The sequence below is a fragment of the Achromobacter sp. 1011791174 genome (assembly GCF_059760925.1).
This window is the reverse complement of sequence record NZ_JCBANH010000001.1, coordinates 169,123-184,610: the sequence shown is the minus strand read 5'-3', so window position 1 is coordinate 184,610 and position 15,488 is coordinate 169,123. Positions and strand designations below refer to the sequence as shown.

The 15,488-nt window shown below is 67.6% G+C and carries 14 protein-coding genes and 1 pseudogene; 5 read left to right on the top strand and 10 right to left on the bottom strand.

The window, feature by feature from the left end; translation table 11 throughout:
- Positions 1 to 54: 54 nt before the first annotated feature.
- A complete protein-coding gene (locus AC6LJ5_RS00900) occupies positions 55 to 909 on the top strand; it encodes a cysteine hydrolase family protein (RefSeq protein ID WP_498139579.1) in 855 nt (284 codons plus the stop codon).
- A gap of 102 nt (positions 910 to 1,011) precedes the next feature.
- Here the strand turns inward: AC6LJ5_RS00900 and AC6LJ5_RS00895 are convergent, their stop codons facing one another.
- From AC6LJ5_RS00895 to AC6LJ5_RS00860, 8 genes and pseudogenes are all read right to left on the bottom strand, one after another.
- Positions 1,012 to 1,614, bottom strand: a complete 603-nt coding sequence (locus tag AC6LJ5_RS00895; RefSeq protein WP_103271686.1) for a TetR/AcrR family transcriptional regulator — start codon at positions 1,612 to 1,614, stop codon at positions 1,012 to 1,014.
- A 137-nt stretch (positions 1,615 to 1,751) separates the two neighbouring features.
- Positions 1,752 to 2,057 carry a DUF4148 domain-containing protein gene (locus AC6LJ5_RS00890; RefSeq protein ID WP_498139578.1) on the bottom strand — a complete coding sequence of 102 codons (306 nt, stop codon included), beginning with the start codon at positions 2,055 to 2,057 and terminating at the stop codon, positions 1,752 to 1,754.
- Positions 2,058 to 2,136: 79 nt separating this feature from the next.
- The gene (locus AC6LJ5_RS00885) at positions 2,137 to 2,442 is read right to left on the bottom strand and encodes a DUF4148 domain-containing protein (protein ID WP_103271688.1); all 306 of its coding nucleotides are present in this window, start codon (positions 2,440 to 2,442) and stop codon (positions 2,137 to 2,139) included.
- A 228-nt stretch (positions 2,443 to 2,670) separates the two neighbouring features.
- Positions 2,671 to 3,258, bottom strand: a complete 588-nt coding sequence (locus tag AC6LJ5_RS00880) for a glycosyltransferase (protein WP_498139586.1) — start codon at positions 3,256 to 3,258, stop codon at positions 2,671 to 2,673.
- A gap of 117 nt (positions 3,259 to 3,375) precedes the next feature.
- Positions 3,376 to 3,816, bottom strand: a pseudogene (locus AC6LJ5_RS00875) (glycosyltransferase family 4 protein); the annotation flags it as partial.
- A gap of 93 nt (positions 3,817 to 3,909) precedes the next feature.
- Positions 3,910 to 4,920 carry a hypothetical protein gene (locus AC6LJ5_RS00870; protein WP_498139577.1) on the bottom strand — a complete coding sequence of 337 codons (1,011 nt, stop codon included), beginning with the start codon at positions 4,918 to 4,920 and terminating at the stop codon, positions 3,910 to 3,912.
- A 337-nt stretch (positions 4,921 to 5,257) separates the two neighbouring features.
- Positions 5,258 to 5,773, bottom strand: coding sequence for a single-stranded DNA-binding protein (gene ssb, locus AC6LJ5_RS00865; protein WP_103271690.1), 516 nt, complete (start codon positions 5,771 to 5,773; stop codon positions 5,258 to 5,260).
- A 292-nt stretch (positions 5,774 to 6,065) separates the two neighbouring features.
- Positions 6,066 to 7,250, bottom strand: a complete 1,185-nt coding sequence (locus tag AC6LJ5_RS00860; protein ID WP_498139576.1) for an MFS transporter — start codon at positions 7,248 to 7,250, stop codon at positions 6,066 to 6,068.
- Positions 7,251 to 7,381: 131 nt separating this feature from the next.
- Here AC6LJ5_RS00860 and uvrA point away from each other — a divergent pair, with 131 nt between their 5' ends.
- Together uvrA and AC6LJ5_RS00850 are read left to right on the top strand one after the other, a co-directional pair.
- Positions 7,382 to 10,240: an excinuclease ABC subunit UvrA gene (gene uvrA, locus AC6LJ5_RS00855; protein ID WP_498139575.1), complete on the top strand. Its 2,859-nt coding sequence runs from the start codon at positions 7,382 to 7,384 to the stop codon at positions 10,238 to 10,240.
- Between the two features lie 26 nt (positions 10,241 to 10,266).
- Positions 10,267 to 10,896, top strand: coding sequence for a glutathione S-transferase N-terminal domain-containing protein (locus tag AC6LJ5_RS00850; protein WP_498139574.1), 630 nt, complete (start codon positions 10,267 to 10,269; stop codon positions 10,894 to 10,896).
- A gap of 74 nt (positions 10,897 to 10,970) precedes the next feature.
- Here the strand turns inward: AC6LJ5_RS00850 and AC6LJ5_RS00845 are convergent, their stop codons facing one another.
- The gene (locus AC6LJ5_RS00845; RefSeq protein ID WP_392411021.1) at positions 10,971 to 11,873 is read right to left on the bottom strand and encodes a LysR family transcriptional regulator; all 903 of its coding nucleotides are present in this window, start codon (positions 11,871 to 11,873) and stop codon (positions 10,971 to 10,973) included.
- A 109-nt stretch (positions 11,874 to 11,982) separates the two neighbouring features.
- Between AC6LJ5_RS00845 and AC6LJ5_RS00840 the strand changes: the two genes are divergently transcribed.
- Together AC6LJ5_RS00840 and AC6LJ5_RS00835 are read left to right on the top strand one after the other, a co-directional pair.
- Positions 11,983 to 12,990 (top strand): tripartite tricarboxylate transporter substrate binding protein, encoded by a 1,008-nt coding sequence (locus AC6LJ5_RS00840; protein WP_498139573.1) that lies wholly within the window; start codon positions 11,983 to 11,985, stop codon positions 12,988 to 12,990.
- 40 nt (positions 12,991 to 13,030) lie between these two features.
- The gene (locus AC6LJ5_RS00835) at positions 13,031 to 14,224 is read left to right on the top strand and encodes a M20 aminoacylase family protein (RefSeq protein ID WP_498139572.1); all 1,194 of its coding nucleotides are present in this window, start codon (positions 13,031 to 13,033) and stop codon (positions 14,222 to 14,224) included.
- A gap of 136 nt (positions 14,225 to 14,360) precedes the next feature.
- On the opposite strand, the gene AC6LJ5_RS00830 is transcribed toward AC6LJ5_RS00835, so the two are convergent.
- Positions 14,361 to 15,488 carry a deoxyguanosinetriphosphate triphosphohydrolase gene (locus AC6LJ5_RS00830; RefSeq protein WP_103271697.1) on the bottom strand — a complete coding sequence of 376 codons (1,128 nt, stop codon included), beginning with the start codon at positions 15,486 to 15,488 and terminating at the stop codon, positions 14,361 to 14,363.

Genomic DNA, 15,488 nt, shown 5'->3' with positions numbered 1-15,488 from the left:
CGCATGGCGCGCATCCCGTTCTATATTGCAGGGACTCCTCCTCCGAACCGCGTCATGTCCCGTTCCGTACAGTTGCTGATCGTCGATCCGCAAAATGATTTTTGCGACCTTCCCGATGCCTACCTGCCCGTCGATCCGCTCAGCCGGCAGCCCGTGAAACCGGCGCTGCCCGTGGCCGGCGCGCACGCCGACATGCAACGGCTGGCCCGCTTCATCGATGCCGCCGCGCCCGCGCTCACCGCCATCACGGTGACGCTGGATTCACATCATCGCCTGGACATCGCGCACCCGACCTTCTGGCGCACCGGAGACGGCCGGCCGGTGGCGCCCTTCACGTCCATTACCGCCGCCCAGGTGCGCGCGGGCGATTTCCTGCCCCGCCACGACGACGATCTGCCGCGCACGCTGGCCTATCTGCAGGAACTGGAAACACGCGGCCGCTACACGCTGATGGTGTGGCCGATCCACTGCGAGATCGGCAGCTGGGGCCACAACGTCCATGCCGACGTGCGCGCGGCCTATAACCGCTGGGAAGACGCGGGCCAACACATCGTGCGCAAGGTGCCCAAGGGCACCAATCCCTGGACCGAGCACTACAGCGCGCTGATGGCCGAGGTGCCGGACCCGGACGATCCGCGCACCCAGCTCAATCGCGGCCTGCTCGATGCGCTGGACCGCGCCGAATTGCTGCTGATCGCTGGCGAGGCGGGCAGCCATTGCGTCAAGGCCACGGTCGAAGATCTGGCCCAGCACCTGCCGGGCGGCAAGCTGTCGCGCGTCGTGCTGCTGACGGATTGCATGAGCCCGGTACCGGGCTTCAACGCTGGGCAGACCGCCTTTCTGCAGCGCATGCGCGAACTGGGCATGCAGACCCGCGGCAGCACGGACGTGCTGCAATCGCTGCGCTAGGTGGCCCGCCGTCCGGACCGGCAGCGCCAATGAGCACGGCCGCGAGCATGCGCATCGCGGCCGGGATCAGGGAAGAACGGGACGGTAGCGGCGCGCCGCGCCTCAGTCCTTGCACGGCACGTAGAGCGCGCCGATGGCCTCGCAGAATGCCGGCGGCTGCTGGAACAGGCGCGACACCAACATGCAGCCCTGCACGGTGGCGAACACCGCGCGGCCTGCCGATTCGGCGGTGCCGTTGAATTTCAGGGTGCCCTGCGCCTTGCCCTCGGCCAGCACGCGCGCCAGCCAGGCTTCGTGCGCGCGGAAAAATCCTTGCAACGCGCCCCGCACCCGATCCGGCAGCGTCATGACTTCGGCGGCCAGCATACCGCCCAGGCACAACTCGCCAGAATCACAGGCGCGCGACTCCATCAGCGACAGGTAGGCCTCGAGCTGCGCGCGCGCGGGCAGGGACTGGTCGATGGCGCGCAAGGCTGCCAGCGCGCGGGCGCTGTATGCCTCGACCGCTTCGTACAGCAGGTCGTCCTTGCCAGGAAAGTAGTAATGGATGCTGGACGTCTTCACGCCCACATGCTCGGCCAGGTCGCGATAACTGAAACCGTTGCAGCCGCGCGTGCGGATCAGCTTTTCGGCGTGGGCCAGCAATTGGTCGCGGGTATTCGCCGAGGAAGCGGCCGGAGACTTGGCGGAGGTCGGAGTATCCATGGCTGAATATTACCTACTAATAGATCGGTTCGTCATCGTCGTAAACGCTACGCGTTCGATCTGCAAACAGCGCACCCGCGAGCCCCGGCCGGGATAGCCATCCCGCCCCCCGAGGCTCGCGCTTGCTTGCATGGTGCTCAGCCTTGCACAGGCGGGTAATCCAGTTCACCGCTTTCGGTCAGGCCTTGCGCACGGGCGGCAGCCAGCTCTTGCTGCACCTGGGCGCGGGTCTTGTCGCCGGCTTGGGCGTAGGCGGTGGCGGGATAACCTTCTTCACCGGACACCAGCTCGCCGTTGGCGCGGGCCGCCGCCAGCTCCTGCTGGACCTGGACACGGGTCAGGCTGCTCTGCGTATCCGGGGCGGGCGGATAGTCCAGCTCGCCGGCGTAGACCGAACCCATGAACGTGGCGGAAAGAATCAGGGCGGAAACAAGGGTCTTCATGAGGGATCTCCGGTAAGCGGGTTGCGCATGATTGGGCGCATGAAACTATCTATTTATAGATAGGTATCAAGAGAAATGATCAGCCGTGAACGGGCGGGTAGTCCAGCTCACCGCTTTCGGTCAGGCCTTGCGCACGGGCGGCAGCCAGCTCTTGCTGCACCTGGGCGCGGGTCTTGTCGCCGGTCTGGGCGAACGTGGCGACGGCGTAGCCTTCTTCTCCCGACACCAGCTCGCCGTTGGCGCGGGCCGCGGCCAGCTCTTGCTGGACCTGGGCGCGCGTCACGCTGCTATGCGTGTCCAGCGCGGGCGGATAGTCCAGCTCGCCGGCCTGGGCGGCGCCGATGAAGGAAGCGGAAAGGATCAGGGCGGATACGAGGGTCTTCATGAGGAATCTCCGGTTGGAATCTGGTCTTGCTGTTGCTCGGCTATCTACTTATAGATAGATAAATAGGGTAAAAAAATTTGCTGCTAGCCACTGTATTTCTGGATTCGACCTTGCGGGCTTGTTCAGTCTGCTGCGTCGATGGATGAATATTACCTACTAGTAGATAGATGATGCAAGCAGCTATTATGAAACAGCATATTTCACCAATGCCGACGCGCCAGACAGGCCTCAGATGAACAGGTCCTGGATCCAGAACGTGGCGGCGCCCAACGCGAACCATCCGATGGGCCACAGGCGGCTGGGCCGCGGCAGATCAAGCGCCTCCAGGTACACAGCCTGCGTCTGCGCGACAAAACGCGGCAATCCGAACTCAGCCAGCGCCCTGGCGCGCGCGGCCTCGCCCATGACCTCAAGCGCCTCGGGTTCGCGCAGCGCCTCGCGCAGCACCTCCGACACCGCTGTCGGCGCGCACGCCGGCACGACCCAGCCGTCCACGCCGTCTTCCACATTTTCCGGCAGGCCGCCGACATCGCTCACCACCACGGGCAAGCCCATGGCCATCATTTCGCGGCAGGCGAAGGAAATGGTCTCCAGGCGGGACGACAATACGAAACCCAGGTCCAACGCCGCCAGGAATGGCCGCACATCGTCAAGCAAGCCGACGAAGATCGCGCGATCCTGCATCCCCAGCGACTCGACGTAACGCAACCGGTCCTCGTTGGGCGGCTCGCCCGCGATCAGCACCACGATCCGCCTGCGCAGCGTGCCGGGCAACATGGCCACGGCCTCCAGCATGTCCGGCCAGTTCTTGTACACGGCGGTGCCGGCGTTGCTGCCGACCACCAGGCAGCCTGCCTGCGATGGCCTCAGCCAGCGCTCGCGGGCGAGCGCCTTTTCCTCTGGCGTGGCCGGCGTGAAATAGTCCACGTCGACCCCGTTCTTCACCGTGCGCAAGCCACAGCCGGCGTAGTGAGAGCGCATCAGGCCGCGCCGGGTATGTTCGCTGACGCAGATCACGCGATCCGTGGCCAGGCGAGCCCGCAACGCCGCGCCCAGGCTGCGCCCGGAACGCGAAGTGTGCTGCGTGTAGACGATCGCCGGACGCCCGCCCCGCAGTCCCATGCTCGCCAGCATGCAAAGCCGATGATCGGCCGCGCCGTTCACATGCACCAGGTCGAAGCGCTCGATCTTCAGCAACGAGCGCATGCGCCGGATCCGGGGCCAGGCAGAGAGCAATCCGCCCTTGAACTCCATCGGCACGACACGCACGCCCGGCATGCCCGAGGCTTCCAGAAACAGGCGGCTGCCGGCCGGCGCGGCAACCACGATGTCGTGCGCGGCCCGCAGCGCCCGCACCAGCGACAGTACGTAGGTGGTATGGCCGCCGCCGTCGGCCTAGTGGAAATTGGTATAGAGAATGCGCATGAAGTGGCCTTGAACGAACGAGGATTGCCGCCGCGCGGCGGGTCAGGACGGAAGCGCGTGCCGTTTCAGCGTCGTCCAATGGCGCTTGGGAAACACGCTCTCGTCCAGGGCGCTGCCGGGCGACAGGTTGTAGATCCGCAGGCCGCGCGCGCCGAGCAACCGGCTGGCGTCGCGAAAGGCAGGCCGGATGTGTGAGTCGAACTGCCTGTCCAGCGCGCTCGGCAGGCGCGCATCGGCGGACTCGTAGAAACGCGGCGCAACACTCGCTCCGCGCAGGTCCAGACCATGCAGATAGAGCGTGCGAAATCCCAACCAGACCAGCAGTTGCAAGGCGCTATAGGCCACCGTGCCGCCGCCGAAGAGCCCTCGGGCCGGATCCAGGCTGAAACCCAGCGGATGGATCGGCGCATGGGCGTCGAACAACACCAGATCCGGGTCGTCGCGCAGCGTCCTCGCCAATTGTTCCGGCTGCGCGCGGGGCAGGTACGCGCGCTGGTGCACTTCTTCGAAGACCGCGATGCGGCAACGAATGTCGTCCGGAGAAAACAGCTGCGCGATCCCGCGTAGCACCTCCGGCGTGACGAACAGCAGCAGGTCTTGCGCCAGCACGTCGGCGACCAGGTCGCGGCGGCGCGACACGAAGCCGGCGTCCAACATCGCGTAATAGGCGAAACGCAGGTGCGGATGGCTGCGCCGCAGCGCGATCGAACCGTTCACGCCCATCACCGCGGGCAGGTCCAGTTCGGAGTAGCCGATATCGGCCACCGACGGACCGCTCAGGATCAGGTGGGCGACATCGCCCGCGGGACGCCGGATGCTGGAGAAGGCGGTCTGGACGGGCGTGACGCCCCAACGCATGGCGCAACGCGCCAGCCTTCCCTGGCCATCGCGCTCGATGCGCAACAGCGGCCACAGCACCTGGTTATGGCGCAGCGCGCGCGAGTGGGTCCAGCGGTACAGGTTGCGCAGGATCCTGGCCACGGCGCGGCTGGCCAGCAGGCGCTGCGCGATGGACCGGGATTGCCCGGCAGCCGGCGACGCAGAGGTCTTCACAGGCCGTCCTTGCCATAGCGGCGAGGCCGGCGCAGGACATGAGGATCAGGCATGGAACGCGTAGCAGTCTCGAATGGGGGCCGCCGGCTTGCCGGCGAATCCGAAACACTCTACGCAGGGTCCGGTGACATGAGCCGAACTCGGGGATTACGTTTTGGCAAGGGAATACGGGCTACCCGAGCCAGACTTGTCCACAGTGAATACACAGCGTTTCCACAGGCTACCCACCGCTTTGCCCACAGGGATATGCACAGGCAGTCTCCGCCGCTCGTCAGGGCAATAAAAAACCCGGCAAGTCATCGACTTGCCGGGTTTGGAGAATGCGACCGTATGACGTTCAGAACGGAATATCGTCGTCCATGTCCGCCAGGTTGGCGCCGCTGCTGGCCGGGGCGGCCTGCGGAGCGGGACGCTGCTGCGGCGCCGGGCGCGGGGCCGGCGCGGCGCGCTGCTGGCGCGGGGCTTCGTCGAAGCCGCCACCGCCGCCGTAGCTGCCGCCGCCGCCTTCGCCGCCCTCGCGGCCGCCCAGCATCTGCATCTGGTCGGCGACGATTTCGGTGCTGTAGCGATCGGCGCCGGTGTCCTTGTCCTGCCACTTGCGGGTCTTCAGGCGGCCTTCGATGTAGACCGAACGGCCCTTCTTCAGGTATTCGCCGGCGATTTCAGCCAGGCGGTTGTACATGACCACGCGGTGCCACTCGGTTTCCTCGCGGCGTTCGCCGGAGGCCTTGTCCTTCCATTGGGAGGTGGTGGCGATGGACACGTTGCAGATTGCCGCCCCGTCCGGGCTGTAGCGGACTTCCGGGTCGCGACCCAGGTTGCCGACGAGTATGACTTTGTTGACCGATGCCATGCCGATGTCCCTCTGTTGTTGGCCTTGCGCCCACGCGTTGCCGCGAGCGCGCCGGCAACAACATAAAAAAACGATGTTGAAGACCGGCTTCATGAAACACGCCGGTCACCATGATGATGACCGGCGGCACAGTATGAAACCGTAAATTGATCCCGCTATTATCGACGAAAAGCGCCTGCCGCGCCAACGCCATTCGTGACAAATCTATCTCTGCGGTCCGCCGATTTGCCTGATGTTCGCGCCTGATGGCGGCGCGTTCCGCGACTTTCTGGCGTATCCGCCGCCCCGGGCGCTAGGCCAGCGGCCGCAGCGCCCAGGTAACGGCCAGCCAGAGCAGCGCCAGGGCCGCCGCCGTGATGAAGACCGCATTGGCGCCCGAGTGCGAGGCCAGCCAGCCGCCCAGCGCGCCGCCGGTGAACAGGCCGGCGGCCTGGGCCGTGTTGTAGAAGCCCAGCGCCAGGCCCTTATAGGCCGCCGGCGCCACCCGCGACACCAGCGACGGCTGCAAGGCTTCGAGCACGTTGAACACCACGAAAAAGCCGGTCAGGGCCATGGCGAAACCATAGAAACTCTGGCTGGCCATCGGCAGCAGCGCGCACACCAGCGCCAGGCCGGCCACGGCCGCGCGCAGCGCGCCGCGATGGGCGCGGCGCTTTTCCGCCACGAACACGACCGGCACCATCAGCACGAAGGACACCAGGATGACCGGCAGATAGACCTTCCACAGTTCGCGCGCGTCCAGCCCGCCGGCCTTGGCCAGCAGCGCCGGCGCGACCACGAACAGTGCCACCTGCACCAGATGCAGCACGAACACGCCGAAGTTCAGCCGCAACAGGTCGGGATGCAGCAGCACCTCGCGCGGCCGGGCCGCCTGCATGGCGCGGGCCTGGGTGCGCGGCACCACCGGCACGACCCAGCGCGCCACGGCCAGGCAGACCACGCCCAGACAGGCGATGGTCCAGAACAGGCCCGACAGCCCCCACCAGCCCACCAGCACGGGCGACAGCACCAGCGAGACGGCGAAGGACAGGCCGATCGAGCCGCCGACCATGGCCATGGCGCGGGTGCGCACCTCGTCGCGGGTGGCGTCGGCCAGCCAGGCGGTGACGGCGGCGGAAATGGCGCCCGCGCCCTGGATGGCGCGGCCAATGGTGATCCAGAACACGTCCGACGCCTGGGCACAGACCACGCTGCCGGCCACGAACAGCAAAAGGCCGGCGATCACCACGGGCCGGCGGCCCCAGCGGTCGGATGCCAGCCCGAAGGGAATCTGCATGAAGGCCTGGGTCAGGCCGTACATGCCCAGCGCCAGGCCCACGCGGGCCGGATCGTCGCCGCCGGGCAGGCCGCGCGCCGCCACCGCGAAGACCGGCAGCAACAGGAACAGCCCCAGCATGCGCGCCGCGAACAATCCCGCCAGCGCCACGCTGGCGCGGCGCTCGGAAGGGGTCAATTTCAGTTTGGTTTCTGCCGGCATGCGGATTATTGGACGGTAATGGCCTCGAAGCGGCCCCTCGGCAAACCTGGCGGACCAACCTTGAACGCGGGACTACTCGGCGCGCTATAGTACCAAGTTGGCCTGCGATGCCAGGACGACGGACGCAATCGATGGACTCGACGATACGCATACGGGGTGCGCGCACCCACAACCTCAAGAACGTCTCGCTGGACCTGCCGCGCCACAAGCTGGTGGTGGTGACCGGCCTGTCCGGTTCGGGCAAGTCCTCGCTCGCCTTCGACACGCTGTACGCCGAGGGCCAGCGCCGCTATGTCGAGAGCCTGTCGGCCTACGCGCGGCAGTTCCTGCAACTGATGGACAAGCCGGACGTGGACCTGATCGAGGGCCTGTCGCCGGCCATCTCGATCGAGCAGAAGGCCGCCGGCCACAACCCGCGCTCCACCGTCGGCACCATCACCGAGATCCACGACTACCTGCGCCTGCTGTACGCGCGCGTCGGCACACCGTATTGCCCGGACCATGGCCTGCCGCTGCAGGCGCAGAGCGTGAGCCAGATGGTGGACGCCGTGATGGCCTGGCCGGCCGACACCCGGCTGGCCGTGCTGGCGCCGATCGCGCGCGGCAAGAAAGGCAGCTTCGAGGACGAATGCGCCAGCCTGCAGGCGCAGGGCTACGTGCGGCTGCGCGTGGACGGCCAGCTGCTGGAAATCGACGGCATGGCGCCGCTGAAGAAATCCGAGAAGCACGACATCGACGTGGTGATCGACCGCCTGCGCATCAAGCCCGAGAGCAAGCAGCGCCTGGCCGAGAGTTTCGAAACCGCCTTGCAACTGGCCGAGGGCCGCGCGCTGGCGCTGGACATGGACAGCAGCCGCGAACAGGTCTTCTCCAGCCGCTACGCCTGCCCGGTCTGCAGCCACAGCCTGCCGGAACTGGAGCCGCGGCTGTTCAGCTTCAACAACCCGATGGGCGCCTGCCCCAGCTGCGATGGCATCGGACAGGTCGGATTCTTCGACCCCAAGCGCGTGGTCGCCTTCCCCGAGCTGAGCCTGGCCGCCGGCGCGATCCGAGGTTGGGACCGCCGCAACGCCTTCACCCACTCGCTGCTCACCAGCCTGGCCGCGCACTATGAATTCGAGATCGAAGCGCCGTTCGAGGAACTGCCCGAGGACGTGCGCCAGAAGGTGCTGTACGGTTCGGGCGACGAAGAGATCTCCTTCGTCTATCTGAACGAAAAGGGCCGCAGCACGGTCAAGCGCCACACTTTCGAAGGCGTGATCCCGAACCTGGAGCGCCGCTGGCGCGAGACCGATTCGGCCACCGTGCGCGAAGAGCTGGGCAAGTACCGCAACATCAAGACCTGCCCCGATTGCGGCGGCTCGCGCCTGCGGCCCGAGGCCCGCAACGTGCTGATCGGCCAGGATCCGCGCGGCGGCGAACGCCAAGGCCAGGCCATCTACGAAGTCGAGGCCATGCCGCTGTCGGCCTGCCTGGCCTGGTTCCGCGACCTGAGCCTGGCCGGCGCCAAGCAGGAGATCGCGCAGCGCATCGTGCGCGAGATCGAGGCGCGGCTGAGCTTCCTGAACAACGTGGGCCTGAACTACCTGTCGCTGGACCGCAGCGCCGACACGATTTCCGGCGGCGAGGCCCAGCGCATCCGGCTGGCCAGCCAGATCGGCTCGGGCCTGACCGGCGTCATGTACGTGCTGGACGAGCCGTCCATCGGCCTGCACCAGCGCGACAACGACCGCCTGATCGGCACGCTGCAGCACCTGCGCGACCTGGGCAACAGCGTGATCGTGGTCGAGCACGACGAGGACATGATCCGCATGGCCGACTGGGTCGTGGACATGGGGCCCGGCGCCGGCGAGCACGGCGGCCAGGTGGTGGCGCAGGGCGATCCCGAAGCGGTGCAGCGCGACCCCGCCTCGCTCACCGGCCAGTACCTGAGCGGCGCGCGCGCCATCGCCATTCCGCAACGCCGGCCGGTCAACGACGAGCTGCCGTGGCTCACGCTCACCGGCGCCACCGGCAACAACCTGAAGAACGTGGACCTGCGCATCCCCGCCGGCCGGCTGGTCTGCGTGACCGGCGTGTCCGGCTCGGGCAAGTCCACGCTGGTCAACGACACCCTGGCCGTGGCCGTGTCGCGCCAGCTGTACCACGCGCAGAGCGAACCCGCGCCCTACGCGGCCATGCAGGGCCTGGAGCACTTCGACAAGATCATCAGCGTCGACCAGAGCCCCATCGGCCGCACGCCGCGCAGCAACCCGGCCACCTACACGGGCCTGTTCACGCCGATCCGCGAGCTGTTCGCCGGCGTGCCGGAAGCGCGCACGCGCGGCTACGATCCGGGCCGCTTCAGCTTCAACGTCAAGGGCGGACGCTGCGAGGCCTGCCAGGGCGACGGCGTGGTCAAGGTGGAGATGCACTTCCTGCCCGACATGTACGTGCCCTGCGACGTCTGCCACGGCAAGCGCTACAACCGCGAAACGCTGGAGATCCGCTATCGCGGCCGCAACATCAGCGAGGTGCTGGACCTGACGGTGGAACAGGCGCTGGAATACTTCGAGTCGGTGCCGGCCATCGCGCGCAAGCTGCATACGCTGATCGACGTGGGCCTGTCCTACATCCGACTGGGCCAGAGCGCCACCACGCTGTCCGGCGGCGAGGCGCAGCGCGTCAAGCTGTCGCTGGAGCTGTCGCGCCGCAGCACCGGGCGCACGCTGTACATCCTGGACGAACCCACCACCGGCCTGCACTTCCGCGACATCGAACTGCTGCTGCAGGTGCTGAACCAACTGGTGGACAGCGGCAACACCGTACTCATCATCGAACACAACCTGGACGTGATCAAGACGGCCGACTGGCTGGTCGACATGGGCCCGGAAGGCGGCGACGGCGGCGGGCGCGTGGTCGCGCAAGGCACGCCCGAAACCGTGGCGGCCACCAAGACCAGCCATACCGGCCACTACCTGGGCAAGGTGCTGCGCCGCGCGGCCAGCTGAGTTTTCACCCTCATAGAACGCGACACATGTACACCCTGATCATCGGCAACAAGAATCTCTCTTCCTGGTCCATGCGCCCCTGGCTGGCGCTGCGCGCGGCGGGCATTGCCTTCACCGAGCAGAAACTGGCGTTCAACACCGAGGCGTTCGCCCGCGGCGTGGGCGAAGTTTCGCCCGCCGGGCTGGTGCCGGTGCTGCTGGATGGCGAATTCGCGATCTGGGATTCGCTGGCCATCTGCGAATACCTGGCCGACCGCCATCCCGAGGCCGGCCTGTGGCCGGCACAGCCCCAGGCGCGCGCCCGCGCGCGTTCGCTGGCGGCGCAGATGCACAGCGGCTTCGCCGCGCTGCGCCAGGCCATGCCGCTGAACGTGGCGGCGCGCCTGCCCGCCGCCGAATTCTCCGACGCCGTCCGGCAGGACATCTCCCGGATTCTGGATCTCTGGCAGGACGCGCGCGCGCAGTTCGGCCAGGGCGGACCGTTCCTGTTCGGCGCCTTCTCCATCGCCGACGCGTTCTACGCGCCGGTGGTGTCGCGCTTCACCACCTATGGCGTCAGCGTCACCGGCGACGCGCGCGCCTACATGGATGCCGTGCTGGCGCACCCCGCCATGCAGGAATGGATCCGCGACTCGCAGGCCGAAGCGGCCGCGTGACCGCAACCCGGGCGCGCTGAGACGCCTCGCCGCGAGGCAACTCAGCGCCGGCTCGCGCACCGGGCCGACGCGCCTCAATCGCGCAGGCGGTCGCTCACGAAGGCGCGCAGCAGTCCCATCGCCGGCGCCTCGGTGCGGCCGGCCAGTGTCACCAGCGCGAACTGCGCATGGCTGTCCAGCGGCGGATCCAGCATCAGCTCGATCAGCTCCCCCGACAGAATGCCCTCGCGCGCCGCCGCCACGATGCCCAGGAACACCGCGTCCGACGCGCGCACCGTCTCCAGCAGGCTGCCGATCTCCTCGCAACGCAGGCGCACGGCGGTCTTGGGATCGGCGGCGATGCCGTAGCGGTCGATTAGGATCCGCGCGGTGTCTGCCGGCAGGAAGGTGGACGCCAGCGGGTACGCCGCCACTTCGGCGAAGCGCGGTGGCCTGGACAGCGCCGCCAGCGGATGGCCGCTGCGGCAGATGAAGCCGGCGCGCATCTGCGATACCGGTTCGATGCGCAAGTCCGCCGACGGCGCGATGCCGCGGATATCCACCACCAGCGCATCCAGCCTGCGCGTGCGCAGCATGCCCAGGTGCGCTTCCTGCGACCCGCGCATCACCTCGATGCGCAGCTGCGGGTGCTGCTGCGCCACATGCACCAGTAGCGGCGTCAGCAGCAGCACGCCCGGCCCCGAACCCAGCGCGATGCTGATGGTGCCCTGCCCGCCTTGCGTCAACAGATCCGTGCTGCGGCGCAGCTCGGCCGATTCGAACAGGATGCGGCGCGCGCGGCTGGCCACGGTCAGTCCCAACGGCGTCAGCTCGGTGCGCTTGCCCATGCGGTCCAGCAGCCGCGTGCCCAGGTCTTCCTCCAGCAGGCGGATGCTGCGGCTCAACGCGGACTGCGTGAGATGCAGGCGCTCGGCCGCGCGGCTGAACGAACCGGCCTCGGCCACGGCCAACAGGTGCTCGAGCTGCTTGAGGTTCATGTCCAGGTATGAGTATTTTTTCTACATCCCAGAATAACAAGTCGTTAGACAACTAGCGAGCACTGTCCCTAGGATTCCGGATACTCATAACACTTCAAGGGAAACACGTATGGGCACGCTATCCGGATGCCTGCGCCTGGCCGGCTGTATGCTGGCGCTCGGCGCCACGCTGATGAGCCAGGGCGCGAGCGCGGCGGACTACCCCAGCCGCCCCGTCATGATGATGGTCCCCTACCCCGCCGGCGGCGCGTCGGACGCCATCGCCCGCGTCGTGGCGGCGCCCACGTCCAGGCAGCTGGGCCAGCCGGTGCTGGTGGAAAACCTGGGCGGCGTCAGCGGCGCACTGGGCGCGCAGAAAGTGCTGTCGGCCCGCGCCGACGGCTACTACCTGTTCCAGGGCTCGCCCAACGAACTGATCCTGGCGCCCCTCGCCAACGCCAGCGTCAAGCTCAAGAGCGAGGACTTCCAACTGGTGCAGATGATCGGCCTGGCGCCGCTGGTGATCGTGGCGCGCAAGGACCTGCCGGCCAACAACGCCGATGAACTCGTGAAGCTGGCGCGCTCGCGCGCGGCCACGCAGCCGCTCAGCTTCGGCAGCGTGGGCGTGGGCTCGCTGTATCACGTGCTGGGCGAACACATGGCGCGCACCATCGGCGCGGAAATGATGCACGTGCCCTACAAGGGCGGCGCGCCGCTGATGCAGGACATGGGCGGCGGCCAGGTCGATTTCGCCATCCTGCCGCTGGCGCAGCAGCACGTGGCGCTGGCCGAGCAGGGCCGCGTCAAGCTGCTGGGCACGCTCAGCCCGCGCCGCAGCGCCCTGCCCGCGCTGGCGGCCGTGCCGTCGGTCAACGAAGGCGAGCTGCTCAAGGGCTTCAACTTCACCACCTGGACCGGCTACTTCGTCAAGCGCGATACCCCGGCGGACGTGGTGGCGCGGCTGCACGCCGCGCTCAACGCCGCGATGCAGGACGCCGAGGTCAAGCGCGGCCTGGAGACGCAGAACATCGAGGTGTCGGCGCCCATGACCCCGGCCGAGGCCGACGCCATGTACCAGGCCGAGACCGTGCGCTTCCGCGAAATTTCCAGCCATGTGAAACTGGCTGACGCGCCCTGACCGCCCCAAGCGCCACCTACTCAAACGGAGACACACCGACATGCATCCGATTCTTGAAACCGTCACCCAAGGCGCCGATGAATTCGTCGCGCTGCGCCGCGATATCCACCGCCATCCCGAACTGGGCTACCAGGAATTCCGCACCAGCGACCTGGTGGCGCAATGCCTGACGCAATGGGGCTATGAAGTCGAACGCGGCCTGGGCGGCACCGGCGTGGTCGGCCAGCTGCGCCGGGGCAAGGGCGGCAAGCGCCTGGGCCTGCGCGCCGACATGGACGCGCTGCCGATCCAGGAAGCCACCGGCCTGGAACACGCCAGCTGCAACGAAGGCATCATGCACGCCTGCGGCCACGACGGCCACACCGCCATGCTGCTGGCGGCGGCGCATCATCTGGCCAGGCATGGCGAGTTCGACGGCACGCTGAACCTGATCTTCCAGCCCGCCGAGGAAGGACTGGGCGGCGCCAAGCGCATGATGGAGGACGGGCTGTTCAGCAAGTATCCCTGCGACGCCATCTTCGCCATGCACAACATGCCCGGCCATCCGCAAGGCCACCTGCTGCTGCGCGACGGCGCGGCCATGGCGTCCTCGGACAACGTCACCATCACACTGGAAGGCGTGGGCGGGCACGGCGCGATGCCGCACTGCGCCGCCGATCCGGTGGTCGCCGGCGCGGCCATCGTCATGGGCCTGCAGAGCATCGTGGCCCGCAACGTCGATCCGCTGCACATGTCGGTGATCACGGTGGGCGCCTTCAACGCCGGCAAGGCCAACAACGTCATTCCGCAGACGGCCACGCTCAAGCTCAGCGTGCGCGCGCTGGACCGCGACGTGCGCAACCTGCTGGAAGACCGCATCACCGAGCTGGTCCACAACCAGGCCGCCAGCTACCAGGTGCGCGCCACCATCGACTACAAGCGCGGCTATCCGGTGCTGGTCAACACCGTCGCCGAAACCGATTTCGCGCGCCAGGTGGCGCTGGAACTGGTGGGCGCGGACCGGGTCGTGCCGCAGACGCGGCCGCTGACCGGCAGCGAGGACTTCGCCTTCATGCTGGAGGAAGTGCCCGGCTCGTACCTGCTGGTCGGCAACGGCGATGGCTCGCCGGACGGCTTCAACAGCGGCCACGGCGCCTGCATGGTGCACAACCCCGGCTACGACTTCAACGACCACAGCCTGCCGGTGGGCGCGGCGTACTGGGTGCTGCTGACGCAGCGCTTCTTGGAGGGGTAGGCCCACCCCCGAAGCGCTGACGCGCTTCCCCCTCAAGGGGGCATGCCTGCGGACCGGCAAAGCCGGCTCCGCGGCATCCCGATGCAACAATACCGGTCGCAAGCGCTGCGGCCGCGCCGTGGAAACCAATGTGTGTTTACGCCATCTCGAACAGGCGCTTGTGTTCGCGGATGGCGTAGCGGTCGGTCATGCCGGCGATGTAGTCGGCGATGGCGCGCGCCTGTTCATTGAAGGCCGGCCGGCGATAGTCGGGCGGCAGCAGGCGCGGGTCGTCCAGGAAGGCCGCGAACAGCTCGCGCACGATGCGGCGCGCCTTGGTGGTCATGCGCAGCACGCGGTAGTGGCGGTACAGATTGTCGAACAGGAATTTCTTCAGCTCGTCGGCCTCGCGCCGGATGCCGTCTGAGAAACCGGCCAGCGGCGGCGCGCGCCGCACGTCGTCGGCGCTGGCCGGCGCATGCTCGGCGATGCGCGCCAGCGAGGTGCGGGTCAGGTCGGTGATCAGCGTGTTGATCATGCGGCGAATGGTTTCCGACACGGCGCGGCGCGACGGCAGCTCGGGATAGCGCGCCAGCACCTCGGCGTGATGACGGCCGAAGATGGCCACATCCTGCATCTGCTCGACCGTGATCAGGCCCGACCGCAGGCCGTCGTCAATGTCGTGGTTGTTGTAGGCGATCTCGTCGGCCAGGTTGGCCAGCTGCGCCTCCAGCGAGGGCTGGGTGCGCTCCAGGAAGCGCACGCCCACCGCGCCCAGTTGGCGCGCGTGCGCCGCCGAGCAGTGCTTGAGGATGCCTTCGCGCGTCTCGAAGCACAGGTTCAGGCCGTTGAAGTCGGCGTAGCGCTCTTCCAGCTCGTCCACCACGCGCAGGCTCTGCAGGTTGTGCTCGAAGCCGCCGGCCTCGGGCGCCAGCTCGCGCATGCAGGCGTTGAGTTCGTCCTGCCCGGCGTGGCCGAACGGCGTGTGCCCCAGATCATGGGCCAGCGAGATGGCCTCGGTCAGGTCTTCCGACAGGGCCAGGCTGCGCGCCAGCGTGCGCGCGATCTGCGCCACTTCCAGGCTGTGGGTCAGGCGGGTGCGGAACAGGTCGCCTTCGTGATTGACGAAGACCTGGGTCTTGTATTCCAGCCGCCGGAACGCGCCGGAATGCACGATGCGGTCGCGATCGCGCTGGAACTCGGTCCGATTTTCCGGCGGAGGCTCGGCATGGGTCCGACCGCGCGATCGGGACGGGTCGGATGCATAGGAAGCCAATTCGTTCAT

Bases quoted from the DNA above. Each gene is read 5' to 3' on its own strand.
- ssb (WP_103271690.1), bottom strand. From the start codon at position 5,773: ATGGCATCGGTCAACAAAGTCATACTCGTCGGCAACCTGGGTCGCGAC.
- AC6LJ5_RS00900 (WP_498139579.1), top strand. From the start codon at position 55: ATGTCCCGTTCCGTACAGTTGCTGATCGTCGATCCGCAAAATGATTTT.
- AC6LJ5_RS00850 (WP_498139574.1), top strand. From the start codon at position 10,267: ATGTACACCCTGATCATCGGCAACAAGAATCTCTCTTCCTGGTCCATG.
- AC6LJ5_RS00885 (WP_103271688.1), bottom strand. From the start codon at position 2,442: ATGAAGACCCTCGTATCCGCCCTGATCCTTTCCGCTTCCTTCATCGGC.
- AC6LJ5_RS00830 (WP_103271697.1), bottom strand. From the start codon at position 15,488: ATGAACGAATTGGCTTCCTATGCATCCGACCCGTCCCGATCGCGCGGT.
- AC6LJ5_RS00840 (WP_498139573.1), top strand. From the start codon at position 11,983: ATGGGCACGCTATCCGGATGCCTGCGCCTGGCCGGCTGTATGCTGGCG.
- AC6LJ5_RS00835 (WP_498139572.1), top strand. From the start codon at position 13,031: ATGCATCCGATTCTTGAAACCGTCACCCAAGGCGCCGATGAATTCGTC.
- AC6LJ5_RS00890 (WP_498139578.1), bottom strand. From the start codon at position 2,057: ATGAAGACCCTTGTTTCCGCCCTGATTCTTTCCGCCACGTTCATGGGT.
- uvrA (WP_498139575.1), top strand. From the start codon at position 7,382: ATGGACTCGACGATACGCATACGGGGTGCGCGCACCCACAACCTCAAG.
- AC6LJ5_RS00895 (WP_103271686.1), bottom strand. From the start codon at position 1,614: ATGGATACTCCGACCTCCGCCAAGTCTCCGGCCGCTTCCTCGGCGAAT.
- AC6LJ5_RS00845 (WP_392411021.1), bottom strand. From the start codon at position 11,873: ATGAACCTCAAGCAGCTCGAGCACCTGTTGGCCGTGGCCGAGGCCGGT.
- AC6LJ5_RS00860 (WP_498139576.1), bottom strand. From the start codon at position 7,250: ATGCCGGCAGAAACCAAACTGAAATTGACCCCTTCCGAGCGCCGCGCC.